We start from the raw sequence: 23,630 nt of genomic DNA on the forward strand, positions 1-23,630 counted from the left end.
TTAACTCGCCGCCTTGATCCGCCGAATGTCTTCCTTGAGCAATTCGTTGACAATTTCGTCAAGCGAATGTCCCTTGGCTTCGGCGCGCGACAGCAAGAACTCCCTCACTTCCCGCTCCAAATGGACTGGAGGAGAAAGCTCGACCTCGCCGCGGAAGAACTTGCCGCGCTGGCCTTTTGAGAAATCGTATTCGTCCTTCATCCCACTTGCGTCCCTTCCGCCTTCGCCAGCCGCTCGAAGACCCCGAGCACCAGCGCGCGCTTGTCGAAGTTGAACACTTTCGTCTCGCGCGCGGCGTCGCGGATTTCCTCCCAAGCGCGGGCGTAGCCGGCGAGCCGCGCCGGGGCCGCGCGCGCGCCCGCAAGCGCCCGCACCCGCGCATCGAGATGCCTCTGCGTCGCGCGCATGAAGGTCTCGTAGGCCGCCTCATTGTCGCGGCCGGTGAGCTTGTCGGCGAGCATATGCGCGCCGAGCCAGTCGACCTGCGGCAGGCGCTCGAAGAGCCGGCGCAGCGTCGCGTCGAAGGCGACGCCGTCGTCGCCGATGAGCCGCAGCGCTTCGCGCACCGAGCCGTCCGCCCGCGCCGAAGCGACGAGAAGATCGGCCTCCGGCGCCTCCGCCCAGGGCGCGCCGACATGTTTCACGGCGGCGATCGTATCTTCCGGCGACAGCGCGCCGAGCATGAGCTTGCGGCAACGCGAACGGATCGTCGGCAAGATGCGTCCCGGCTGATGCGCGACAAGCAGGAAGATCGCGCGCTCGGGCGGCTCCTCGATTAGTTTGAGCAAAGCGTTGGCGCTGGCGCGATTGAGATCGTCGGCGCAATCGACGACGGCGATGCGCCAGCCCCCCATCCCCGACGCCTGATGGAAGGACTGGATGACCTTGCGCACGTCCTCGATGCGGATTTCGGTGAAATGCTTCTTGGTTTTTTCGTTCCACTCGCGCCGCAGCAGAAAGATGTCGGCGAGCGCCAGGGCGGCGATGCGCCGCGCGGCGGCATGGTCCTCCGCGACCGCCAAATTCTCCGCGCCCTGGACCTCGGCGGCGCTCGGTTCCGGATGAGCGAGGAGAAAGCGCGCGAGACGCCAGGCGAGCGTCGCTTTGCCGACGCCCTCGGGACCCCCGATAATCCAGGCTTGCGCCATTTTGTTGCGGCGATAGGCGTCGAGCAATTCGCGCTCGGCCGCCGCATGGCCGAAGAAGGCCAATGTCTCGCGCGGATGCGGCGCGTCTTCGTAGCGGTCGCTTTCGGGCGTCAGCGCCTCGCGGCTCATTGCGCGGCTTGCGCCGTCGGCGCGAGAAGGCGGACCTGGACGAGCTGTCGGATCGTCTCGGCGACATCGGCGGCCGGCGCCGCCGCGTTAACGACGCAGCAGCGCTCCGGCTCGCTCTCGGCGATGTCGAGATAGGCCTGCCGCAGCTCCTCGTGAAAGGCGGCGTCCTCGCCTTCGAAACGGTCGGCGCCCTCCCCCTCCGCGCGCCGCGCCGCCGCGCGCGCCAGGCCTTCCCGCGGCGGCAGGTCGAGGATGATGGTGAGGTCGGGCCGCGTATCGCCTACCGCAGCCTTTTCCAGAAGCGCCAGCGCTCCTGGCTCGACGCCGCCGCGCCCGCCCTGATAGGCGCGGGTCGAGTCCGCGAAACGGTCGCACAGCACCCAGGCCCCTCGTTTCAGAGCCGGCGCAATCAGCGCGTCGACATGGTCGGCGCGGGCGGCCGAGAACAGCGCCGCTTCGGCGAGCGGCCCAAGCGCGGCGATGCGGCCGGACAAAAGGGCGGCGCGCAGCTTCTCCGCCTTGGGCGTGCCGCCCGGCTCGCGCGTCGTCACCGCCTCGATTCCCTGAGCGCGCAGATATTCCGCGAGACGGGCGAGCTGGGTGGACTTGCCGACGCCCTCGCCGCCCTCGAAGGTAATGAACCGACCTCTTTCGGGCATGGCCATAAAGGTCATTTCTTCTTGCCGGAGAGTTTCTCGGACAATTTCTGATGGATGGTCGACGCCGCCGACTCATAAATCGCGTCGAAGGCGCGGCGCGGCAGCGATCCCATCTCCACCGCTTCGACGGTTTCGAGCGGCTGTTGAAGCACGACCGAATTGCCGCGCTTCACTTCCAGCCGGCCGATCGGCGCGCCGGCCTCGACAGGCGCGATCACCGGCCCTTCATAGACGATCTTGCCCGTGAGCCTCTCGGCGCCGCCGCGCGGGAGCAGGACCTTCACGTCCTCCTTCGCCGCGAGATCGACGGAGCCCTTCGTTCCGCCATAGACCTGGGCCGGGCCGATCGTCTCCCCCGCGCTGAACAGATGCTTTTCCTCGAAATTGCGGAAACCCCATTGCAGGAGCTTACGCGCTTCCTCGGCGCGCTCCTTGGCGGACTTCGCCCCATAAATCGCGACGATCAGACGTCGGCCTTCCTCGACGGCGGAGCCGACGAGTCCGAAACCGCTCTCCTTGTCGATATTGCCGGTCTTCAGCCCGTCGGCGCCGATGCTCATGGTCAACAAAGGATTGCGATTCTGCTGGCGGATCTTGTTCCAGGTGAACTCCTTCTCGCCGAAATAGCGGTAGTAGTCGGGATAGGTCTTGATGATATGGCCGGCGAGCTTCGCCATATCGCGCGCCGTCACGTTCTGATCCGGGCCGGCCAGACCCCAGGGATTGCCGAAGCGCGATTTGACGAGGCCGAGCTCGGCGGCGCGCTTGTTCATGCGCATCACGAAGGCCTCTTCCGAGCCGGCGAGACCCTCGGCGAGGGTGATGGCGGCGTCATTGCCCGAGACGATCACGAGGCCGCGAATGAGGTCCTCGACCCGCGCCGTGCTGTTGAGCGGCAGGAACATCGCCGATCCGCCGGAGGGCGCACCGCCGGTTCGCCAGGCGTGTTCGGAAACGGTGAATTGGTCGTCGAGATGGAGGCGGCCCTCGGCGAGCGCCTGAAAGATCAATTCCGCCGTAAGGACCTTCACCGTCGAGGCGGGCGTCTGCAGATCGTCGGCGTTCTTCTCGAACAGCACCGTATTGGTGTCGGCGTCGATCAATATGGCGCTGGGAACGCTCGTCTGAAAATTCTGCGCTCGCGCCGGCGCTACGCCGAGCGCCGCGACGAGGAAAAGCGTCAAGGAGAGATATGGCCCCACGATCCAGGACAAAGCGCGCTCCGCCGGTTACGGCCGCCGTTCGGCCAGGCAGGCGGAAGATGGCGCGCGGCGCCCGAAAATGCAATCGTTGCGAGCTACGTTCGGCGCAAGGCGCCGACGCCGGTCAGTTCAGCGCCTGCCGGATAGGCTTATGCCCGGAAGCGGCGCTGCGGCTCCCGAAGGAGGCGGGCCGCATGGGCGGCAAGGGGACGGCGGCGTGTCGCGCCTTATGGGCCGAAGCGGCCGGCTCGGCGTCGACGGCGGCCTCTTCGGCGCCGACCGAAGCGGCGGCCGCGCCGGTCTCCTGCGGCGCGTAAGCCATGGCCTGATAGGCGGTCGCCTGCCCGCTCTCCAGCGTGATTCGGGTGGGAGCGGCGGGCCCCTCCGCCGCGGCGGCCATGACGGGAGCCTCGTCGAGCGTCGCCGGCGCGCCGTCGTCGCGCAGGGTCGCGAGGAGCTTCGAATCTTCGTCGCCGTCGAGATCGGCGCGACCGACCCACTCGACCTTAACTTTCGCCGTGCCGATATGGTGGAAATCGAGCGCCTCCGCCACCCGCTGCGAGACGTCCATGACGCGGCCGCCGTGGTAGGGCCCGCGATCGTTCACCCGGACCACGATCGAGCGGTCGTTATGAAGATTGGTCACCCGCGCATAGCTGGGAAGCGGCATTGTGGGATGGGCGGCGGAGATCGACTTGCGGTCGAAGATTTCGCCATTCGCGGTGCGCCGGCCGTGAAAATCGGAGCCGTACCAGGAGGCGGTTCCGACCGCCGCATAAGGCTTCTCGTTCGGATAATAAGTGCGGCCGGCGATCTTATAGGGCTTGCCAACCATATAGGCGCCGCCGCCCTTGGGAACTTCCTCGCCGTCGGCGATGACGCGGGGGCTGGCGCGCACGCCATAGCGCGGGTCGATCGGGCCAAGGCCGCCCAGACCGGCGTAGCGTTGCGGGCCGCTCGACGAACAGCCGGCCAGCGCGCCAAGGCAGAGCAGCGGCAGAATCGCGCGCAAAGACCGGGAAGGAAGAGGAGAGAGAGGCGGACTGGAAAGGCGTTTGACGGAGAGGAGAAGGCTCTTGGTCGCGAGAAGTCTATGGGACACGACAGATCGCATCGAGACGGTCCTTGCTATCGATCCTCGAGCCCGTCGCCGCTATGAAACGAAAGAACGCGCCCGCAGCGCCTTCTCTCCTTTCGCGCATGACGTTGATCCGCCATGCGTTGCGACCGTTCCCGAAAATTTCTCGCCCAGCTGAGCGCCCATGTGTGAAGGCGCGGTTAAGAGACGCGGTTACGCTCGCGGCAGCAGGCGTTCCAATTGAGACCAAAATGCGACGCGGGGCGGTTCGCGGATCTCGCGATTAATTGATTTTCAAACAGTGTGGCGTGGGCGCCACAGATCGCGCGTCAGGCGACAGGCGCGATGTCGACGATGCGCGTCTCGACGCGTTCGGCGCCGCGATAGACGCTCGACGACAATCGGGCGGCGACATGCAACGGCCGATCCTGACCCCGCAAGAGCGCCGCGCCGAGCGGAGAATTAGCCGCCCGGAAGGCGATGGCGTCGATCGCCGCGCCGTCGCCCGAGCGCAGCCGGGCGCGCACATGGTCGCTCCCGACGACCGAGGCGTAGGCGATGCGCTGTTGGGGGAGCGCGAAGAGCGGCTCGGGATTTCCCTGCCCGAAGGGGCCGGCCTGCTCCAGCCGGCGCACGAGATCGAGAGAGACGCCTCTCCCTGTAAGCGCGGCGTCGACGACGAGCGCGTCGTCGCGACGGGCCGCCTCGACGGACTCTTCGAGGGCATCGTTTAGAAAGGCGCGCAAATCATCGACCCGCTCGCGGGCGACTGTTACGCCTGCGGCCGCCGCATGGCCTCCCCCCTTGAGAGCAAGACCCTGATCGACGGCGCGACGCACGGCGGAGCCAAGGTCCACGCCACTTAAACTTCTACCTGAGCCTGTTCCGATTTCTTTATTAAAAGCAATAGCAAATGCGGGAATATTAAAGCGGTCCTTGAGTCGCGAGGCGATCAGGCCGACGACGCCGGGATGCCAGTCGGCGCCTTCGACGACGAGGCACGCCATTCTGTTCGTTTTAGCGAACTGCCGCTCGGCCTCGGCGACCGCGATCTCCAACGTCTCTTTTTCGAGGGCCTGTCGCTCGGCGTTCAGCCGGTCGAGCGCCTCGGCGATGCGCCTCGCCTCGACGCTATCCGAGAGCGTCAACAGCCGCGCGCCAAGGCCGGCGTCGCCGATGCGGCCGCCGGCGTTGATCCGCGGCCCGAGCATGAAACCCAGATGATAGGCGCGCAGCGGCCCGTCCATTCGGGCCGCGTCCATCAGCGCCGCAAGTCCGAGGCGGCCGCGCCCGCGCATGACGGCAAGGCCCCTCGCGACGAAAGCGCGATTGAGCCGCGCCAGCGGGGCGACGTCGGCGACCGTCGCCAGCGCTACGAGATCGACCGCGGCGAGAAGGTCGGGCGCCGGCCGCGCGTCGGTCCACCATCCGCGCTGGCGCAGCGCGCGCGCCAAGCCGACGAGCGCGAAAAAAACCACGCCGGCGGCGCAAAGCGCGCCTTGCCCCGAGAGATCGTCCTGACGGTTGGGATTGACCACGATGGCGTCGGGCAGAAGCTCAGGCGCCTGATGATGGTCGAGGACGATGGCGTCGAGGCCGAGCGCGCGCGCGACCGAGATCGCCTCATGGCTCGTCGTTCCGCAATCGGTCGTGACAAGCAGTTTCGCGCCGCGCGCAGCGAGGTTACGCACCGCCTCGACATTGGGGCCGTAGCCCTCGACGATGCGGTCGGGAATATGCAGCAGCGGCTCCGGCGCGCCCGCCGCGCGCCAAAAATCGACAAGCAGCGCCGAGGAGCAGGCGCCGTCCACGTCGTAATCCCCAAAGATCGCCACCTGCTCGCCGCTTTCGATCGCATGCGCGAGCCGTTCGACTGCGGCGTCCATATCGCGCAGCGCGGAAGGGTCGGGCATCAGATCGCGCAGCTTGGGATCGAGAAAAGAGGCGGCGTCGGCGACCGTCACGCCGCGTCCGGCGATGACGCGCGCGAGAAAATCATCGAGCCCATGCGTTTGCGTGAGGGCGAGCGCCTGCGCCTCGCCCGCCGCGTCGAGACGCGCGCGCCAGCGCCGCCCCAGCACGGAGCGTTCGACGCCAAGAAAGGCGGAGATATTCGAATCGGACATGTTCGGCTCTCACCCCGTGGCTACGGCTAGCGCAGGCCGCGCGCAAGCTTGAGCGAGACGCGGAACGCCGGGGGTTGGCGGGGATACGCGCCATTGGCCGCGCAATAAATAACATCGCAAATTTGTTTTTCTTCATCTCTTTTGACGATGCGCCGGCATGGCGGAAGCCTAATAATCATGCATGCTCAGGAGCGACGCTGGCTTTCAAGCACAGTTTACGATCAACTGCGACCGTTCCGCTCGGTCCGCAAGACATTTTGTAACAAATGGATAGTGAGAGGCGACCTATGCATTTAAAGAAACTGAACGCCGCCGCGACGCCAAATAAGCTTGGTGATTATCTGACGAAAGCCGCCTCCAAAAGCCCCATGCATGCCGCGCATGGCGCCGGCGGCGCCGTATCTGTGCGCAAGGACGACTACAACGGCCACGCGATCGAGATTCGCACGACCTATCAAATTTTGGTCGACGGCAAAAAGATCCGCGCCCCCCTTTCCGTCGACGCCGCGGGTCAGGTTCATTGCCATTCATTGCCGAATTATCAGACCGCGTCGGCGGTCGATTTGGTCAAGGCGCTCATAGACGGCTTTCCCGATGAATTCGAGCGCAAGCCGGCGCCGCGCAAGCGCGCCGGCGCGGCGAAAAAGGTTTCGAAGCATAAGCATTGACGATCCAGGAGGAGAAGATGGCCGTCATCCGCAGGAATATTCTCACCAATGCGGCGGTCCGAGACCAATATATTCAGGGCGTTAAACTACTCAAAAAGGAGGCCTCGGGCCGCAAGACGGCGGAATTCGGCATTCCCGGCGCGGCGCGCTCCGTCAGCACATATGATCTTTTCGTCATCTGGCATGTCGTCGCCATGATGCAGGAGACGCCTCCAGGAAACCCCGGGGGACGAAACGCGGCGCATCGCGGCCCGATCTTCGCGCCCTGGCACCGCGTGATGCTGATCATTCTCGAGCAGAATTTGCAGCGAGTCCTGAACGATGCCGAATTCGGCCTGCCCTATTGGGATTGGGCGAGCGACGGCGATCTGGCGACGGGTCGGCAAACCGGCGACATCTGGCGAGCGGACTGCATGGGCGGCCAGGGAAATCCGGTGACGACCGGACCTTTCGCCTTTCGCCCCGACGACCCCGCCTCCTTCCGGGTGCGGATCGCAACGAATAGCGCCGGCGAATTGCGGTCGGTGAATCGCGGCCTGCGCCGCAGCTTCGGGCAGAGCGCCAACGCGTTGCCCAAAACGGCGGAAGTCGGAAGCGCCCTTGCGCTGACGCCTTATGACGCCTCCGATTGGGACGGCGAGTCCGAGGGCTTCCGCAACCGTCTCGAAGGCTGGTCGAGCGACGCCGACGGTTCGCCTCCCTGGCTGCATAATCGTGTCCATGTCTGGGTCGGCGGAGAGATGATGCTTGCGTCCTCGCCGAGCGATCCGGTGTTTTTCCTCAATCACTGCAACGTCGATCGCATATGGGAGAGCTGGATGGGCCGTCATGGGCGCGCCTATCTTCCGGGGATGGACGCCGGCGCCGATCTCAAGGGGCACCGCATCGACGATCCGATCAGTTCGCCGCTCGGCGCAAGCGCGACGCCGCGTGAAGTGCTGAATGTGGGGAATATATATGAATACGATGGGCTGCCGTGAGGCTCCCGAGACGATGGTCCATCTTCTAAAATTCTTTCGCAGCGCTGGATGCGGCGATGGCGCTTAAATCTACGCATATTGTTTTCATTCACGGTTTTTTTGGTTGGGGGCCACGCGAGTTTGGCGGCCTGCCCTATTGGGGAGACGCGCTGGAGCAGATCGGCGAGCCCTTCGTCGTTCATGAAGCAAAGGTCGGCCCGTTCAGCTCCTTCCACGACCGCGCCTGCGAGCTTTTCGCCCAGCTCGCGGGCGGGCGCGTCGACTATGGCGCCGAACATAGCGCGGAGGCGCGCCACGCCCGTTACGCGCGCGAATATCAGGAGCCGATGGCGCCGGACTGGTCTGCGAAAAATCCCGTCATTCTCGTCTGCCACAGCGCCGGCGCGCAGACCGCCATGCAGTTGCAGAATCTCCTCGCTCAGGATTTCTGGGGTCGCGGCACGAGCGCCGACTGGATCGAGGCGGTGGTGAGCGTCGCGGGCGCGATCAACGGCACGCTGCTCCCTTATAAATTGGGATGCGATCAGGCGAGCGGCCGCTTGCGGCGAACGCCGAGCCAGTTCATCGGCGCCTCGCTCAATTTCCTCGGGCTGGCCGCGGGCCTGCCGAGTTCGATGCGCAAGCCCTTCGACCTCTATCTCGACCAATGGACGAATGGCGAGGCCGACATGGACGAGGCGATGTCCCGCCTCGATCACGGCGCATTCGTGGCCGGCGACGACAATCTCGGCTTCGATCTGACGCTACAGGGCTGTCGGAAGGCCAATGGGAAATTCAGGTCGCATCCCGGCACCTATTATTTCTCGCTCGTGACCAACGCCACGCATGTCGGCGGCGCCTTCGGCGTTTCCTGGTTTGGCCGAAGCTGGCGGCCGGATTCGACGATCAATCCCGTGCTCTGGCGGCCGGCCATCTATCAGGCGCGGGAAGCCAATTTCGCCTTGCCGCCGATCGTCGGCTGGGGCGGCGGCGATCTCGCTTTGGCGCAATGGCGGCCCAATGACGGCGCCGTCAGCGTCATCTCGCAGCGCTACCCCTTTACCGCGCGCGAGGAGCCGATTGGCGGCGAAGGCGTCTTTGGGCGCCGCGACCTCAAACGCGGCCGCTGGTATTACGAATATCTCGATCAGGCTGTCGGCAATCGCTTCGATCATTTCGACGCCGTGATCGGCGCATGGCTGAAGCCCTGGGTTCCCGGCCTGCGAGAGGCGCATCGAGAGATTTATTTGCGTCTCGGGGAGAGGCTGCGCCGGCTTTGACGCGCCCCAGCCTCACAGCAGCCGCGTCAGTCCATGGGCGCGCAATGCGTCGACGACTCCGTTGAAGATCAGCGACACGCCCATGGCCGAGACGAAGAAGCCGACAATTCGCGTCGCCGCGTCTATGCCGAGAGGGCCGAGCCAGGTCGTGAGTTTTTCAGCGTAAGCGAGACAGACGTAGGTTATCGCGACGGCAAGAAAGATCGCCACGAAAACGGCTCCCATCGCAATCGTCTCATGACGGGAATGCTCGACGTTCGCCGCCATCCCCAGCACGGTGGCGATCGCGCCCGGTCCGCACATCAGCGGCATGGCGAGCGGCATGAAGGCGATGTTGTCATTGGGTCCGACCGCGGCGAGCGACGCACTATCGCGCGACGAGGGCATGAAGAGCTCGAAGCCAATCCGCATCAGCACGATGCCCCCGGCGATGCGCACCATGGGGAGCGAGACGCCGAAAATCTTCATGATGGCCGCGCCGAAGAAGAAAAAGAACAGGATCAGCAACAGCGTATAAAGGCACGCCAGGAAGGCGACCCGCCGGTGTTCGGCGTCGCTCTTGTCGTTCAGCAGCGAAAGGAAGACCGGCAGGGATTCGAAGGGATTGATGACGGCGAGCAGCGTCGTGAAGGTGGAGAAGAATAGCGTCAATTCGGGTCTGTAGCGCCCGGCGCCGATTTCCTGGATCACGTCGCTAAAGTTCATATGAGCCGTCTACTTGTCGTTGATGCGGGTTGGGAGGGGCTGATCGCTGGCGCAGGAGCCCGGCGCGACGCGACCTTATTGGCCGACGGGCCGCCGCTCAACCTGCCGCCGGCCGGGTGTGACGGCCTTTCTATAAGGCGCCGCGCGCGGCGTCCATGCGCTAGGCTCGAGGCATGAGCGACACGATTCTTCTCCAACATACTTCCGGCGACAGCGCGAGAATCCTCGCCTTCGGCGCGGAGCTTGTCGCCTGGCGCGCGCAAGGCGTCGATCTCATTTGGGCGAAAGACGCAAATATTTGGGATCAGACCGCGCCCATTCTCTTTCCCGTCGTGGGCTGGACGCGGGGCGGGCGCGTCCGCGTCGACGGCGCGCAATATCCGCTGGGGCTGCATGGCTTCGCCTGGAAAAAACGGTTCGAGACGGCGGAGCGGCGCGCGGATTATCTGCGCCTCGCGCTGACGGACGACGCGGAGACCCGCGCGCTCTACCCTTTCGCCTTTCGGCTGGAGGTCGAGTTCCGGCTGCGGGCCGGCGCGCTCGAGAATAATCTCATCGTCGTCAATACGGGCGCGCGGCCGCTGCCCTACGCCTGCGGCCTGCATCCAGCCTTCCGCTGGCCGCTCGCCGGCTCCGCCGCGCCGCACGCCATCCTTTTCGAGAAGGAGGAGCGCGCCGATGTCCCCATCATCGGACCGGGCGGATTATTCGCCTCCCAAACCCGGACAACGCCGCTGCAAGGCCGCCGCCTGCCGCTCGCGCCCGCGATGTTCGCCGAAGATGCGCTGTGCTTTCTCAACATCGCCAGCGAGCGCCTCGTCTTTGACAATGGCGCGGGAACGCGGCTCGCCGTCGCGCTCGAGGGCTTTCCTCATGTCGGCTTCTGGACGCTGCCCCCCGCCCCTTATCTTTGCATCGAGCCCTGGACCGGCTATGGCGACCCGGACGATTTCGAAGGCGATCTCTATGAAAAGCCCTCGATGCGCATTCTGGCGCCCGGAGAAGGCGCGCGACATGGCGCCATTTTCGCCTTGGAGCAAAACGCCTCCCTCCGGTAGAGCGAGATCGTTCTTGACGGAAGCGCGACGCGGTTCGGTCGAGAACGTGAATCTCGCTCTAATTTAAGGAAATAGAGCAGGATTCGCCTTTGAGACGGGATCGTAAGCGATTCCATTTCAACCGATCCTGCTCTAGGAACGAGGCGCCGTTCACTCGGGAAGGCCACTCACTCGGGAATCACGCATGACCCTCGCCCCCAGCGTTATCGAAGCCATTGGCCGCACCCCGCTCATCGAATTGCGGGGGGCGTCGAAGGCCACCGGCTGCCGTATCCTCGGCAAGGCTGAATTCATGAACCCCGGCGGCTCGGTGAAAGACCGGGCGGCGCTGTTCATTGTCGAGGACGCGCGGGAAAAGGGGTCGCTGAAGCCGGGCGGCGTCATCGTCGAAGGGACCGCGGGCAATACCGGCATCGGCCTCGCGCTCGTCGCCAACGCCATGGGCTATCGCACGGTGATCGTCATCCCGGAGACGCAGAGCCAGGAAAAAAAGGACATGCTGCGCCTGCAAGGCGCCCAGCTCGTCGAAGTGCCGGCCGTCCCCTACGCCAATCCCAATAATTACGTGAAGCTCTCGGGGCGCCTCGCCGAGCGCTTGGCGAAAGAGGAGCCGAATGGCGCGATCTGGGCCAATCAGTTCGACAATGTCGCGAACCGCCAGGCGCATATCGCGACCACCGGCCCGGAAATCTACGAAGAGCTCGATGGGAACGTCGACGCCTTCGTCTGCGCCTGCGGCACCGGCGGAACGCTGGCGGGCGTCGGCATCGCCCTCAAGGAGCGCAATCCGAATATAAAGATCGCCCTCGCCGATCCTTTCGGCGCGGCGCTTTATTCCTATTACACCACCGGCGAATTAAAGGCTTCTGGATCCTCGATCACCGAGGGGATCGGCCAGGGGCGCATCACCGCCAATCTCGAAGGCGCCCCGGTCGACATCGCCTACCAGATTCCGGACGACGAGGCCGTGCGGGTGGTCTTCGACCTCGCTCAGGAAGAAGGCCTGCTGCTTGGCGGCTCCTCGGGGATCAATGTGGCGGGCGCGATCAGGCTGGCGAAGGAGCTTGGCCCCGGCAAAACGATCGTGACGATTCTCGCTGACGGCGGCGCGCGCTACGCCTCGAAACTGTTTAATCCGGAGTTTCTGCGGAGCCAGAAGCTGCCGACGCCGCCCTGGCTGGAGCGGACGGGAAAGATCGATCCGGGCTTTGTGTGAAAGCGCTGGGCGCCGGCTCATTTTGCGCCGGCGCGGGCCCGGCTTCCCTTACGGGGACCAATTGCTCGCGGCGCACAAACATGAGCTTGCGCATCTCCGCTTCGCCGACGACCTTGGCGAACTCGCGAAACCCAAAAAACGGAATGAGCGCCGCGAAAGTCACGACGCCGAGCGACAGCAGCATGCGCCAATTGGAGAGATCGACCGCGTCGGCGCTCGCATGAGCGGGCCAGAAGCGCTCGAGCAGCGCCTGCTCCAGCAGGTCCATGGCGATGAGCAGGACGCCGAAAAGCGCCGACTTGAATAAGACCGGCGCGATGAGCGGCTTGTGGTCGAAATTGCGGCCGAGGCCCCATTCATTCCAGACGAACACCATCTTCGAGAACGCCAGCGCTTTCGCGACGGCGAAGCCTTGATGTTGAACGATATGCGCCTGCGACAAGACGATCGACTTGTGCAGGCCGAGCATGGCGAGCAGAAACCACACATAGAGAAATACGGGAAGAAAGGCCTTGGCTTCTTCCTCCGCTTTCTTCGCAAGGCTTTTTTTCGGTTCGCCGGCCATCGCGCTCTCTCGGGTTTGATTCCCTGTCCGGGTCGATCACATTCAAGCGTCGTTCCGCCCTTGTGCGATTTTAACCTCGCGCCTCTTCCTTGGCCATCGCCTTCGCGCGCTCCAAATCTTCCGGCCTGTTGACGTTAAAGAACGGATCGTTCGGCTCGACCGGCCAGTCGACGATGACGCTGGAATAGCGCGCGATGAAGGACGAGACCTTGCGCTCCCCTTCAAGCGTCAAGGCGCGGCGCAAGGCGTTGCGCAGCGCCGTCGGCCAGAGCGCGACGGCGTGATGCGTCCGCCCGCCGGAAGACGCGACGGCGATCTCGACGCCGGCCGCGTTGCGCGCCGCCGCAAGACGCGGGACGAGATCGCCCGGCAGAAAAGGCGTGTCGCCCGGCGCGCTTATCAACCAAGCCGCGCCGACGCTCGCGGCGTCATCCATCCCCGCGAGCACGCCGGCGAGCGGGCCGGCGAAGCCTTCGACGCTATCCGCCACGACCGGCAGACCGAAGCCGGCGAAACGCGCCGGATCGCCATTGGCGTTCAGCGCGAGCCCCGCACATTGAGGCGAAAGCCGGTCGATGACATGAGCGAGAATCGGCCGCCCGGAAAGGTCGGCGAGCGGCTTGTCGCCGCCGCCCATGCGCCGCGCGAGCCCGCCGGCGAGGATCACGCCATGAATGTCGCTCATCGTGGCTCTCATTCGCGGGCTTCGCCGCTACTGGCGATTATGGCGCCTATTCGGCGACCCGTCCCAGGCGCGGCTTTTCCTAATATTTGGTTTATATTTCATTGCGTTTCAGACATGCGCGTTTAGGCAATTCTTAAAGCGGCGCGGCTATAACGACGTTCACGAAGCGTCTGTTCGAGTAGCGAGTTTGGAAATGACAGAGACACATCGTCCCCGTGTCAAATATGTCATCGGTCCCGATGGCAGTCCGCTGACCATCGCGGACCTCCCGCCCGCCTCGACCAAGCGCTGGGTGATCCGCCGCAAGGCGGAAGTTGTCGCCGCGGTGCGCGGCGGGCTGCTCTCGCTCGAGGAAGCCTGCAGCCGCTATGCGCTGACGGTCGACGAATTTTTAAGCTGGCAGATGTCGATCGATCAGCACGGTCTCGCGGGCCTGCGCACCACGCGCCTGCAGCAATATCGCATGTAGAGGCCGCGAGGGGCGCGACAAGCGAACGCCGGTCCGAAGGGCCGGCGCTATCTTTTTTAATTTTCCGATTGGGAGCCGCGCCAGCGCTCGACCAGCTTCTTACGCTCGAACAGGGCGACGACGACCAGCGCCACGAGAAGCGGGATGATGAGATAGAAAAGGCGCCAGACGAGCAGCGCCGCCAGCACCTTCAGGCGCGGCACATCCGGCATGATATTGATGAAGAGCAGCTCGAAAATGCCGAGACCTCCCGGCGCATGCGAGACGAGCGCCGCCGAAAAGGACAGAAGAAAGGCGCCGAGCACCACGAGATAGCCGGGATTTCCCTGCTCGGGCAGCGCGAAATAGATGATGCCGGCGGCGCCAAGCAGCTCCAGAGGCGCCGCAAAGAGCTGACGCACCATGATGCCCGGGCGCGGATAGAGAATCTCGTAGCGCCCGAATCTGAAGGCGCGGAATTTCATCAGCGAGCCGATGATATAAACCGCGACAAAAGCGAGACAGCCCAAACCTACGGCCAGGGCCGTATTCGGATTGGTGAAGATGTCGGGAAGAAAACCCGACAGCCTCTGCATGAGGCCAGGGTTATAGGTCAGGAGCAATCCGCCGAGGAGAATATTGCCGAAGCCGAAAGTGTAAGAACACAGCAGCACCAGCGCGGCGACCTGGGTCGCCGTCAGCCCCTTGGTGGAATAGGCGCGGTAGCGAACCATCGCGCCGGAGAAAACGCTCGCGCCAATATTGTGGGACAGCGCATAGGTCGTGAAAGAGCAGACCGAGATGAACAGCCAGTTGATGTGCTTGACGCCAAGATGCAGCAGCGCAATGCGGTCGTACCAAGCGAGCGCGGCGTAGGCGACCAGCGTCGAAAGCGCGGCGAACAGATAGTGACTGACGGAAATAGCCTTGAGATTGGCCCAGACCTCGACGCCAACGGACTCGCCCTGAAATTCCTTGTAGAGAAGGTAGAAGGAGACGACGACCGCCACGAGCCCCAAGAGGGGCCAAAAATATTCCAACAGTTTTCTCATAAGGCTCGTCGCGTTAGATTTCTTCGTCAATCATCGAACCGGCCGCTGCTGGTCTTCCCCTCCCTCGCATGGCGAGGCGGCGCCGGCAAGCCCCAGGCGAACGGCGATTGTCTCGTTAAACGAGCTATGCGACGATTCGAAGGAGCGCGTTATGTCTCTGCTTTCCCGAATCAAAGGCCTGATCCTGACGCCGCAAACGGAGTGGACGACGATCGAGTCGGAAGATACCTCCATCCTCGATCTCTACCGTCGCTACATCGCCATTCTTGCTCTCATACCGCCCTTCGCCAGCTTTCTAAGCTCTTGGCTGTTCGGCTTTTCCTATGGGTCCTCGGGGATCGTGCATGCGACCTTCGGCGGCGGCCTCCTGCGCGCCGTCACGCAATATCTCCTCAGTCTGCCGGCCTTGTTCCTCGTGGCTTTCGTCATTTCGATGATCGCGCCTTATTTCGAAGGCAAAAGCGACGACCGCCGCGCGCTGCTCCTGACCGCCTATTCCTATACGCCGGCCTGGCTCGCGTCGGCCTTCGGCCTCATTCCCGGGCTGCGTTGGCTGGACGTGCTCGGCTTTTACGGGATTTACGTCTTTTCCGTCGGCTTGCCGAGGATGATGCGCGTGCCGAAGGAGAATCTCGACGTCTTCACGCTCATTACGCTGTTTCTCGTCGTCGCGACCGTCGCCCTGCACGGCTGGATCGTGCATCTGATCGCGCCAGCGCAGCTTGTTTGACGCATTTTCGACGTCGAGCCGGCGTCCGCTCGAGCCGAAAAGGCTCTAGATCACGCTGCGTTTAGGCGGAATCGCCTAAACGCAGATGAGGTGATCAATTCCAAAAGCATAGAGCGCGCTTTACGCGAAAAACCGGCATCCACTTTTTCGCAATGCGCTCTAACGCCAGCGTTCGGCCGCCGCGTCGTCTTCCGTCTTGGCGGCGACCCACTCGCCCGGCGCGGCGTCGGCGCGGCGCTCCTTCTTCCAAAAGGGCGCGCGGGTCTTGAGATAATCCATCAGAAATTCCGCCGCCGCAAAGGCGTCGCGCCGGCTTCGGGCGGCGGCGAGGACGAGGACGATCCGCTCTCCGGGCTTGATCGTCCCAAAACGGTGGACGATGGTGAGCCCCAGCAACGGCCAGCGGGCCAGCGCCTCGGCCGCAACGCGGGCGATCTCGGCTTCCGCCATGCCAGGGTAATGTTCGAGTTCGAGCGCGGCGAGCGCGCCATCCTCGTCGCGGCAGAGGCCCGTGAAGGCGACCAGCGCGCCGACGTCCCGGCGCCCCTCAAGGAGCAGCGCCTCCTCCCGCGCGGCGTCGAAATCCTCCGCCTGCACGCGCACCGTCGGCGCCGGCTGCGGCGCGCTCATGTCAGCCGCCCGTCATGGGCGGAAAAAACGCGATCTCCCGCGCCGCGTCGATCGGCGCGTTCGGCCCGGCGTGGATCTTGTCGACCGCCGCCCGAATCACGCCGGGATTGGCGAAGGCGGCCGCATAGCCGTCGCCGCGCGCGGACAGCCAGTCGATGAGCTCTCGGACCGTCGCCACCTCGCGCGGCGGCGCGATCTCCTCTTCCGAGAGGCCGATTCGCTCGCGCACCCAGGCGAAATAGACCGCCTTCACGCCGCTTCGTCCTCTCCGAAATGGGCCCAGGCCGCCTGCAGATAGTCGAAGCCCGTATAGAGCGTCAGAATGGCGGCGGCCCAGAGCAACGCCTCGCCAATCTTGACCGTGCCCGGCAACACCGCCTCGCCCGCGGGGCCGGCGATGAAGAAGCCGAGCGCGACGAGCTGCGCCGCCGTCTTCCATTTGGCGATGGCCGAAACCGGCAAGCGAACCTTGAGCTCGGCGAGATGCTCGCGCAGGCCCGAGACGAGAATTTCCCGGCACAGGATGATGATCGCCGCCCAGATCGTCCATCCCGTCAATGTATTATCGGCCACGAGCGCGAGCAGGCTCGTCGAGACGAGCAGCTTGTCGGCGATGGGATCCAGCATCCGGCCGAGCGGGGACTGCTGCTGCCAGATGCGCGCGAAATAGCCGTCGAGAAAATCCGTAACGCCGGCGGCGACGAAAACGCCAAGCGCCGTCCAGCGCGCCCAATGCTCCGTGAAGCCGAGCAGCAACGCCGCCACGACCGGAACCGCTGCGAGACGGCCGTACGTCAAGAGGTTGGGCAGCGCCAGAGCCTGAGCGCGACGCTTGGAGGTGACGGCCGTCTGAGTCATATCAGCAAGGGAATATGTCCCCGGCGGCCATTGTCAATAGACGCGCGGCTGCGGCGATCTCGGCCTACTCCCGATCGAGCGCGAAAGCGCCCGGCCCGGCCGCGGAAAAGAACAGGAAGACGAAGCAGTAGAGCGCCGCCAGTTCGCCCTTGTTGAGCAGCGGCCATAGATTGTCGCCTGCGTGAAAAAGGAAATAGGCGACCGCCATCTGGCCGGACAGAATGAAGGCGACCGGGCGCGTAAACAGGCCGAGGAGCAACAGAACGCCGCCGACGACCTCGAGAATTCCCGCTGCGCCGAGGAGCGAGAAGAGTTTCAAGCCGTCGAACATCGCGACATGCGGAACGCCAAACAGCTTGGCCGCGCCATGCTGGAGAAAAAGCAAAGCGGTTACGATGCGCAAAACGCCCTGCAACTGCGGCGTGAAACGTTGCGGAATGATTCTGATCGTCATGTCGGCCTCCTTTTTTACAGAATCGTGGCGATCTCCTCGAAAGCGAGCCGCGGCCCGCGCGGATAAAGCTTCGCGGCATCGCCGTAACCTATGTTGATCAAGAAGTTGGACTTGATCTTGGTGTCGGCGAAGAACTCGGCGTCGACCTTCGCCTTGTCGAAGCCGCTCATCGGCCCGCAGTCGAGGCCGACGGCCCGCAGCGCGAGCAGCAGATAGGCGCCCTGCAGCGAGCCATTGCGGAAAGCCGTCTCCTCGATCAGCGCGTCATTGCCGATAAACCAGGCGCGCGCGTCGGTCGCCGGATAGAGATGCGGGAGCCTTTCATGGAAATCGAGGTCGTAGCCGACAATCGCGGTCGCTGGCGCGTCGAGGGTTTTTTGAAGATTGTTCTGTGACATCGCCGGCGCGAGACGCTCCTTGGCTTCCTTTGAGCGCACGAAAACCACCCGCATGGGCGAGCAATTGGCGCTCGTCGGTCCCCATTTGGCGTAATCGACCGCGAGTTCGAGCAGCTCGTCGGGGACTTCCTTGGGAAGCCATCCGTTATGGGTGCGCGCCGCCGTGAAAAGCTGCGTGAGCGCGTCAGGCGCGAGCGCGCCCTCTGGATGGGATTCGATCATTATTTCAAGTCCTTATTGCGCGTTGAGGCATCTAGATATCGCGCCCCTCGACCTCGATGCGCAGCCGCTCCTCGGTCTTGCGCAAGGATTCCTGCCGGGGCGAAATGGCCAGCGATTTCCGATAGGCGTCGAGCGCGCGCCGCTTCTCGCCGGTCTTTTCGGCGAGCGCGCCCAGCGCCGCGAGGGCGTCGAAACGCTTGGGCTCCAGTGCCGCCGCGGTCTCCAGGTCGGAGATGGCGCCGGCGTCGTCGCCCTGCTCGCTCCGCACCCTGGCCCGGCGCACGAAACCCTCCGCCCATTTGGGAGACAGCGTCACGACATAATCGAGAAGCGCCTGCGCGAGCGACGGAGAGCCGCCCGTCTCCGCGGCGAGGGCGCGGGCGGCGAGAAGGTCGACGGTGTCCGAATCGGAATGCGCCCAACGGCGCAAGATCATCGCCGCGGCGCTTTGCGCCGCCTCCTCGTCGTCCGCCTGCTCCAGGCGCGAGAGAAGCCGCGCCATCTCCTCGGCCTTTCGCTCCGCCGGGTCCTTTGGCGGCGCCGGCGCGGCGCTTTTGGGCTCGGGGCGCTGCGATTCGGGGTCGGGGCTATGTCGGGGCCCGAAGGCGCGCGCTCCAGGCGGCAGCGGAATTTTCCCGATGCCCGGAATGACGAGGAAATTGCCGCCTTCGCCATCCGTCTCAAGCGACGGCTGCCGCTCCTCCTGGGCGCGCCCAGGGGCGGTCCCGACGCAAAGGCCGAGAAAGACGACACAAAAGCCGAAGGCAAGTTTTCGCATCGCACACAACATAGCGCAGGGCGCCGGGCGCGACCACTGGGCGCCGCCTTCATGGAGCTATTCCGGTCTTAACCTCTCGCAAACCATTCGCGCGTGGAATTGGCTCAAATTCATCCTCCGTTCAGGCGAAGCGGGCGATCTCTTTCCTTGATATTCGCGATTGTCGAAGCGATCGCGCTTATTGCGCCAAACCGAGCTTTGAGCTCGCCCGCCAAAGTGCGCGGCTCCTGGAGATGGATCGATGACGGAGACCATACGCCGCTTGCTTCAAGAGCACGGTCGCTTGCATGTTCCAGTGGAAAATCTGTCGGACGACGCCGATCTTTACGGCGCGGGACTGACGCCCTTCGCCGCCATCCACGTCATGCTGGCCCTCGAGGAAGCCTTCGACGTAGAATTCCCCGTCGCCATGCTGCGTCGGGAGAGCTTCAAGTCGGTCAAGGCCATCAAGGCCGGTTTGAACGAGCTTCAGGCTTCCGTCGCGCGCCAGGCGGCCTGACCGAACCTTCGCATTTCGCTTCAGCGCCGCCGGCCCCGGCGCAGGAGGCCGCCGCAAGAGGCCGATCGGCTGAAGGCGCGCGTCCTATTCGCTTTCCCCCTCGGCGGCCTCGCCGCCAAAAAGGCTCGGCCGCCATTGCCGGGCCGACCGCCATGCGCTAGTTCGAAGGTCAAATCGCTCCAATGAGCGATGACCGACGCGACGAGACGCCAATGCCTCCCTATCGTTCCCGCACGACGACCCACGGCCGCAACATGGCGGGCGCGCGCGGCCTGTGGCGCGCCACCGGCATGAAGGAAGAGGATTTCGGCAAGCCGATCATCGCCATCGCCAACAGCTTCACGCAATTCGTTCCCGGCCATGTTCATCTAAAGGACCTTGGCCAACTCGTCGCGCGCGAAGTGGAGAAGGCCGGCGGCGTCGCCAAGGAATTCAACACCATCGCGGTCGACGACGGCATCGCCATGGGCCATGACGGGATGCTGTATTCCTTGCCGTCGCGCGATCTCATCGCCGACAGCGTGGAATATATGGTCAACGCCCATTGCGCCGACGCGCTGGTGTGCATCTCCAATTGCGACAAGATCACGCCCGGCATGTTGATGGCGGCGCTACGCCTGAACATTCCCGCGGTCTTCGTCTCCGGCGGGCCAATGGAGGCCGGCAAGGTCGTTCTCCACGGCGAAGCGCATGCGCTCGATCTCGTGGACGCCATCATCGCAGGCGCCGACGACGCGGTCAGCGAGGCCGATGTCGCGACGATCGAACGCTCCGCCTGTCCGACCTGCGGCTCCTGCTCCGGCATGTTCACCGCGAACAGCATGAATTGCCTGACGGAGGCGCTCGGCCTTTCGCTTCCCGGCAACGGCTCGGCGCTCGCGACCCACGCCGACCGCAAGCGCCTCTTCGTCGAAGCGGGCCATCTCATCGTCGATCTCGCGCGCCGCTACTATGAGCAGGACGACGCAAGCGCGCTGCCGCGCTCGATCGCGACTTTCGCGGCTTTCGAGAACGCCATCGCGCTCGACATCGCCATGGGCGGCTCGACCAACACCGTGCTGCATCTTCTCGCGGCGGCGCATGAGGCCGAGGTGGATTTCACCATGGCCGACATCGACCGGCTATCGCGACGCATCCCCGTGCTTTGCAAGGTCGCCCCTTCCGTGCCCGACGTGCATCTCGAAGACGTGCATCGCGCCGGCGGCGTTTTCGCCATTTTGGGCGAATTGGCGCGGGCGCAGCTCATTCGCGAGGATGTGCCGACCGTGCATAGCGAGACGCTTGGCGACGCGCTGCGACGCTGGGACGTGCGCCAGAGCAACAGCGAGAGCGTGGCGACTTTCTTCCGCGCCGCGCCGGGCGGCGTGCCGACGCAGGAGGCCTTCAGCCAGGACCGCCGCTACAAAGAGGTCGACCTCGATCGCGAGAAGGGCGTCATCCGCGACGCCGCCCACGCCTTCTCCAAGGACGGCGGCCTCGCCGTGCTCACCGGCAACCTCGCCCTCGAGGGCTGCATCGTGAAGACGGCGGGCGTCGACGAGTCGATCTTGAAATTCTCCGGTCCGGCGAAAGTCTACGAGAGCCAGGACGCGGCCGTCTCCGGCGTTCTTACGGGCGACGTAAAGCCCGGCGACGTGGTGGTCATCCGCTATGAAGGTCCGCGCGGCGGCCCTGGCATGCAGGAAATGCTCTATCCGACGAGCTATCTGAAATCCAAGGGGCTCGGCAAGGTTTGCGCGCTCGTCACCGACGGACGCTTTTCCGGCGGCACCGCCGGCCTCTCGATCGGCCATGTGTCGCCAGAGGCGGCGGAAGGCGGCGCGATCGCGCTCGTCCGGGACGGCGACATCATCGAAATCGACATTCCTGGCCGCAGGATTACGCTGGCCGTAAGCGACGCCGAACTGGCGGCGCGGCGAACCGCGCAGGCGGCGAAAGGCTTCGCGCCTGAACAGCCGCGTCCTCGAAAGATCACTGCGGCGTTGCGGGCTTACGCCTCGATGACGACCAGCGCCGCCAAGGGCGCGGTTCGCGCGGTTCCTTAACGAACCGCGCCCGCCCGGCTGACAGATGCGGCGCGAGATAGCGCTGGCATTCCATCCGGCGCCTCGTAAACTGTGGCGAGAGAATTCGCCCCGGACCGCCAATGACCCTCGCGAAGAAGGCGCAATCGCCCGAAATCACCGCGCTCGTCCTGGGCTTTGCGATTCTTGCCGCCGCGACATTCCTGGCCGTGCATGCGGAGCACGACCGGCGCGTCAGCGGCCATTGGGTGCGGCACACGCTCAAAGTCGAAAGCTGTCTCAACCGCTTTTTTGGCCGACTTCAGAAGGCTGAGAGCGACGAGCGCGGCTATTTGCTCACTCACGAAGATCAATATCGCCAATCTTATGAGTCGGTCATTCCCTCGCTCGATAAAGAACTGGCTAGTCTCGAAAGCTTGCTCGCCGACAATCCCAGCCAGTCCGAAAAAATCGCTCAGATCAGGCCGCTGATGAGCGAACGTCTGCAGCTTCTCGGACGCAAAGCCAAGCTTATCGAAGAAGGACGTCAGGATGAAGCCGTCGCCATCCTTCGAGGAGGCCGAGGCCATGAGCTGATGGAGCGCATGGAGGCGCTGATCGGCGAACTGATGGGGGAAGAGGAGCGTCTGCTGCATCAGCGCGAGCAGGCGTTGGAGACGGATAGCGCTTCCTTGCTTAACGCCATCGGCGCGCTGATGGCGGGGATCGCCTTCTTCGGCATATTCGCCATCACCACGGCGTTTCGTCAGCGGCGCGCGCTGGAAGAGTCGCGCGATTCGCTCAAGCGCGCCTATGACGATCTGCTGAGTGAAACGGCAAAGCGCGAGTCGCTTGAAACCCAGTTGAGACAAGCGCAGAAGCTGGAGGCGCTCGGCCATCTGGCGGGCGGCATCGCCCACGACTTCAACAATATGCTCGGCGTCATCGTCGCAAGTCTCAATCTTTTGAGGCGCAAACTTCCGCGCGGCGAAAACGATTACGAAACGCTGATCGATTCCGCGATGGACGGCGCGGACCGCGCCGGCGCTGTCGTTCGCCGGCTCCTTGGCTTTTCGCGCCAGCAGCCCTTGTCGCCGACGACGCTCGACGCGAACAAGCTCATCGCCGACACTTCGAACCTGCTGCGCCGCGCGCTCGGCGAAAAGGTCGCGCTGGAGACCGCGCTCGCCGAAGATCTCTGGATAACCCGGGCGGATCAGCACGAACTGGAAAGCGCCATCGTGAACCTCGCGGTCAATGCGCGCGACGCCATGTCGAACAGAGGCAAGCTGACGATCGAGACCGCCAACTGCTATCTCGATAACGCTTATGCGGCCGAAAACGTTGACGTGACTCCGGGACAATATGTGATGATCGCCGTGACGGACACCGGCCAGGGCATGCCGCCGGAAGTCGTCGCTCAGGCGTTCGATCCTTTCTTCACGACCAAGCCTGTCGGCAAAGGCACTGGGCTCGGCTTGTCGCAGGTTCATGGATTCGTCAAGCAATCCGGCGGGCACGTCAAAATCTATTCCGAACCGGGACGCGGAACCTGCATCAAGCTCTATCTGCCGCGAGACAAGGGCGACAGCGACGCGGCCGGCGCGACGCGACCCGCCAATGCGCCCGAGGCGCAACCCGATGAGGCGCCCAAGGCGCTCGATCTTCCGCTCGGCAAACCGGAGGAGATCGTCCTCATCGTCGAAGACGACGACGTCTCCCGCCGCATCGCGGCGCAGGGCGTGCGCGAATTGGGCTATACGACGCTGGAGGCGAACGGCGGGCCGGAGGCGATCTCCATCCTGCGCGACCGATCGGACGTCCTTTTGATGATCACCGACCTCGTGATGCCGGAGATGGATGGTTCGCGGCTCGCGCGCGAAGCCACGTTCCGCCATCCCAGCCTGCGCGTGCTCTATATAACCGGCTATTCGCGCAACGCCGTCTTCCGCAATGGCGCGCTCGACCCAAAGGTCGATCTGCTGGTCAAGCCTTTCACCCTGGAGCAGCTCGCGGTCAAGATCCGTTCGATCATCGATAGGAAGTAGTTTTTTCGCGAAGCGGCGTTTCAATGGATGGG

The 23,630-nt window shown here is 64.4% G+C and carries 26 protein-coding genes; 10 read left to right on the plus strand and 16 right to left on the minus strand.

What is annotated here, in order from left to right:
- The 6 genes from V3H18_RS05930 to recJ all read right to left on the minus strand — a co-directional run bounded on the left by V3H18_RS05930 (position 1) and on the right by recJ (position 6,342).
- Positions 1-201, minus strand: a complete 201-nt coding sequence (locus tag V3H18_RS05930; protein ID WP_332081044.1) for a hypothetical protein — start codon at positions 199-201, stop codon at positions 1-3.
- Entirely contained in the window at positions 198-1,277 is a 1,080-nt protein-coding gene (locus V3H18_RS05935) for a DNA polymerase III subunit delta' (RefSeq protein WP_332081045.1), read from the minus strand. The genes V3H18_RS05930 and V3H18_RS05935 overlap by 4 nt, the downstream gene beginning before the upstream one ends.
- Positions 1,274-1,951: a dTMP kinase gene (tmk, locus tag V3H18_RS05940; RefSeq protein ID WP_332081046.1), complete on the minus strand. Its 678-nt coding sequence runs from the start codon at positions 1,949-1,951 to the stop codon at positions 1,274-1,276. Before tmk ends, V3H18_RS05935 begins: the two co-directional genes overlap by 4 nt.
- On the minus strand, positions 1,948-3,141 hold the full coding sequence (locus V3H18_RS05945) for a D-alanyl-D-alanine carboxypeptidase family protein (RefSeq protein WP_332081095.1): 1,194 nt from the start codon (positions 3,139-3,141) through the stop codon (positions 1,948-1,950). The genes tmk and V3H18_RS05945 overlap by 4 nt, the downstream gene beginning before the upstream one ends.
- A gap of 121 nt (positions 3,142-3,262) precedes the next feature.
- Complete coding sequence (locus V3H18_RS05950; protein WP_332081096.1) at positions 3,263-4,150, minus strand: septal ring lytic transglycosylase RlpA family protein; 888 nt, start codon at positions 4,148-4,150, stop codon at positions 3,263-3,265.
- A 395-nt stretch (positions 4,151-4,545) separates the two neighbouring features.
- Entirely contained in the window at positions 4,546-6,342 is a 1,797-nt protein-coding gene (recJ, locus tag V3H18_RS05955) for a single-stranded-DNA-specific exonuclease RecJ (protein WP_332081047.1), read from the minus strand.
- 287 nt (positions 6,343-6,629) lie between these two features.
- On the opposite strand from recJ, the gene V3H18_RS05960 reads away from it, so the two are divergent.
- The 3 genes from V3H18_RS05960 to V3H18_RS05970 are packed head-to-tail and all read left to right on the plus strand — an operon-like array spanning position 6,630 to position 9,249.
- Positions 6,630-7,010 (plus strand): hypothetical protein, encoded by a 381-nt coding sequence (locus tag V3H18_RS05960; RefSeq protein ID WP_332081048.1) that lies wholly within the window; start codon positions 6,630-6,632, stop codon positions 7,008-7,010.
- 17 nt (positions 7,011-7,027) lie between these two features.
- Positions 7,028-7,990, plus strand: a complete 963-nt coding sequence (locus V3H18_RS05965; protein WP_332081049.1) for a tyrosinase family protein — start codon at positions 7,028-7,030, stop codon at positions 7,988-7,990.
- A gap of 56 nt (positions 7,991-8,046) precedes the next feature.
- Positions 8,047-9,249, plus strand: a complete 1,203-nt coding sequence (locus V3H18_RS05970) for a lipase-like domain-containing protein (protein WP_332081050.1) — start codon at positions 8,047-8,049, stop codon at positions 9,247-9,249.
- Positions 9,250-9,261: 12 nt separating this feature from the next.
- On the opposite strand, the gene V3H18_RS05975 is transcribed toward V3H18_RS05970, so the two are convergent.
- A complete protein-coding gene (locus V3H18_RS05975) occupies positions 9,262-9,954 on the minus strand; it encodes a MarC family NAAT transporter (RefSeq protein WP_332081051.1) in 693 nt (230 codons plus the stop codon).
- 173 nt (positions 9,955-10,127) lie between these two features.
- Between V3H18_RS05975 and V3H18_RS05980 the strand changes: the two genes are divergently transcribed.
- Both V3H18_RS05980 and V3H18_RS05985 read left to right on the plus strand, forming a co-directional pair.
- Positions 10,128-11,012: an aldose epimerase family protein gene (locus V3H18_RS05980; protein ID WP_332081052.1), complete on the plus strand. Its 885-nt coding sequence runs from the start codon at positions 10,128-10,130 to the stop codon at positions 11,010-11,012.
- A gap of 184 nt (positions 11,013-11,196) precedes the next feature.
- Positions 11,197-12,228, plus strand: a complete 1,032-nt coding sequence (locus V3H18_RS05985) for a cysteine synthase A (RefSeq protein WP_332081053.1) — start codon at positions 11,197-11,199, stop codon at positions 12,226-12,228.
- On the opposite strand, the gene V3H18_RS05990 is transcribed toward V3H18_RS05985, so the two are convergent.
- The gene (locus tag V3H18_RS05990) at positions 12,143-12,793 is read right to left on the minus strand and encodes a hypothetical protein (protein WP_332081054.1); all 651 of its coding nucleotides are present in this window, start codon (positions 12,791-12,793) and stop codon (positions 12,143-12,145) included. The two genes, V3H18_RS05985 and V3H18_RS05990, sit on opposite strands and share 86 nt — an antisense overlap.
- Before the next feature lie 70 nt (positions 12,794-12,863).
- Entirely contained in the window at positions 12,864-13,478 is a 615-nt protein-coding gene (mobA, locus tag V3H18_RS05995; protein WP_332081055.1) for a molybdenum cofactor guanylyltransferase MobA, read from the minus strand.
- Between the two features lie 193 nt (positions 13,479-13,671).
- Here mobA and sciP point away from each other — a divergent pair, with 193 nt between their 5' ends.
- Positions 13,672-13,947 (plus strand): CtrA inhibitor SciP, encoded by a 276-nt coding sequence (gene sciP, locus V3H18_RS06000; protein ID WP_332081056.1) that lies wholly within the window; start codon positions 13,672-13,674, stop codon positions 13,945-13,947.
- Between the two features lie 56 nt (positions 13,948-14,003).
- Here the strand turns inward: sciP and V3H18_RS06005 are convergent, their stop codons facing one another.
- Entirely contained in the window at positions 14,004-14,978 is a 975-nt protein-coding gene (locus tag V3H18_RS06005; protein WP_332081057.1) for a lysylphosphatidylglycerol synthase transmembrane domain-containing protein, read from the minus strand.
- Between the two features lie 151 nt (positions 14,979-15,129).
- On the opposite strand from V3H18_RS06005, the gene V3H18_RS06010 reads away from it, so the two are divergent.
- Positions 15,130-15,708 (plus strand): Yip1 family protein, encoded by a 579-nt coding sequence (locus V3H18_RS06010; RefSeq protein ID WP_332081058.1) that lies wholly within the window; start codon positions 15,130-15,132, stop codon positions 15,706-15,708.
- A gap of 159 nt (positions 15,709-15,867) precedes the next feature.
- On the opposite strand, the gene V3H18_RS06015 is transcribed toward V3H18_RS06010, so the two are convergent.
- From V3H18_RS06015 to V3H18_RS06040, 6 genes are all read right to left on the minus strand, one after another.
- On the minus strand, positions 15,868-16,338 hold the full coding sequence (locus V3H18_RS06015; RefSeq protein WP_332081060.1) for a molybdenum cofactor biosynthesis protein MoaE: 471 nt from the start codon (positions 16,336-16,338) through the stop codon (positions 15,868-15,870).
- A gap of 1 nt (position 16,339) precedes the next feature.
- A complete protein-coding gene (gene moaD, locus V3H18_RS06020) occupies positions 16,340-16,591 on the minus strand; it encodes a molybdopterin converting factor subunit 1 (protein WP_332081061.1) in 252 nt (83 codons plus the stop codon).
- Positions 16,588-17,196 carry a CDP-diacylglycerol--glycerol-3-phosphate 3-phosphatidyltransferase gene (gene pgsA, locus V3H18_RS06025; RefSeq protein WP_332081062.1) on the minus strand — a complete coding sequence of 203 codons (609 nt, stop codon included), beginning with the start codon at positions 17,194-17,196 and terminating at the stop codon, positions 16,588-16,590. The genes moaD and pgsA overlap by 4 nt, the downstream gene beginning before the upstream one ends.
- Positions 17,197-17,260: 64 nt before the next feature.
- Positions 17,261-17,650 carry a DoxX family protein gene (locus V3H18_RS06030; RefSeq protein WP_332081063.1) on the minus strand — a complete coding sequence of 130 codons (390 nt, stop codon included), beginning with the start codon at positions 17,648-17,650 and terminating at the stop codon, positions 17,261-17,263.
- A 14-nt stretch (positions 17,651-17,664) separates the two neighbouring features.
- The gene (locus V3H18_RS06035) at positions 17,665-18,270 is read right to left on the minus strand and encodes a malonic semialdehyde reductase (RefSeq protein WP_332081064.1); all 606 of its coding nucleotides are present in this window, start codon (positions 18,268-18,270) and stop codon (positions 17,665-17,667) included.
- Positions 18,271-18,301: 31 nt separating this feature from the next.
- The gene (locus V3H18_RS06040; RefSeq protein ID WP_332081065.1) at positions 18,302-19,048 is read right to left on the minus strand and encodes a tetratricopeptide repeat protein; all 747 of its coding nucleotides are present in this window, start codon (positions 19,046-19,048) and stop codon (positions 18,302-18,304) included.
- Between the two features lie 241 nt (positions 19,049-19,289).
- Between V3H18_RS06040 and V3H18_RS06045 the strand changes: the two genes are divergently transcribed.
- The 3 genes from V3H18_RS06045 to V3H18_RS06055 all read left to right on the plus strand — a co-directional run bounded on the left by V3H18_RS06045 (position 19,290) and on the right by V3H18_RS06055 (position 23,598).
- The gene (locus tag V3H18_RS06045; protein WP_332081066.1) at positions 19,290-19,547 is read left to right on the plus strand and encodes an acyl carrier protein; all 258 of its coding nucleotides are present in this window, start codon (positions 19,290-19,292) and stop codon (positions 19,545-19,547) included.
- 212 nt (positions 19,548-19,759) lie between these two features.
- Positions 19,760-21,592 carry a dihydroxy-acid dehydratase gene (ilvD, locus tag V3H18_RS06050; RefSeq protein ID WP_332081067.1) on the plus strand — a complete coding sequence of 611 codons (1,833 nt, stop codon included), beginning with the start codon at positions 19,760-19,762 and terminating at the stop codon, positions 21,590-21,592.
- Between the two features lie 101 nt (positions 21,593-21,693).
- Positions 21,694-23,598: a CHASE3 domain-containing protein gene (locus tag V3H18_RS06055; protein WP_332081068.1), complete on the plus strand. Its 1,905-nt coding sequence runs from the start codon at positions 21,694-21,696 to the stop codon at positions 23,596-23,598.
- The last annotated feature ends 32 nt before the right edge of the window (positions 23,599-23,630 follow it).

The sequence above is a fragment of the Methylocystis borbori genome (assembly GCF_036576025.1).
GTDB classification, from domain to species: domain Bacteria; phylum Pseudomonadota; class Alphaproteobacteria; order Rhizobiales; family Beijerinckiaceae; genus Methylocystis; species Methylocystis borbori.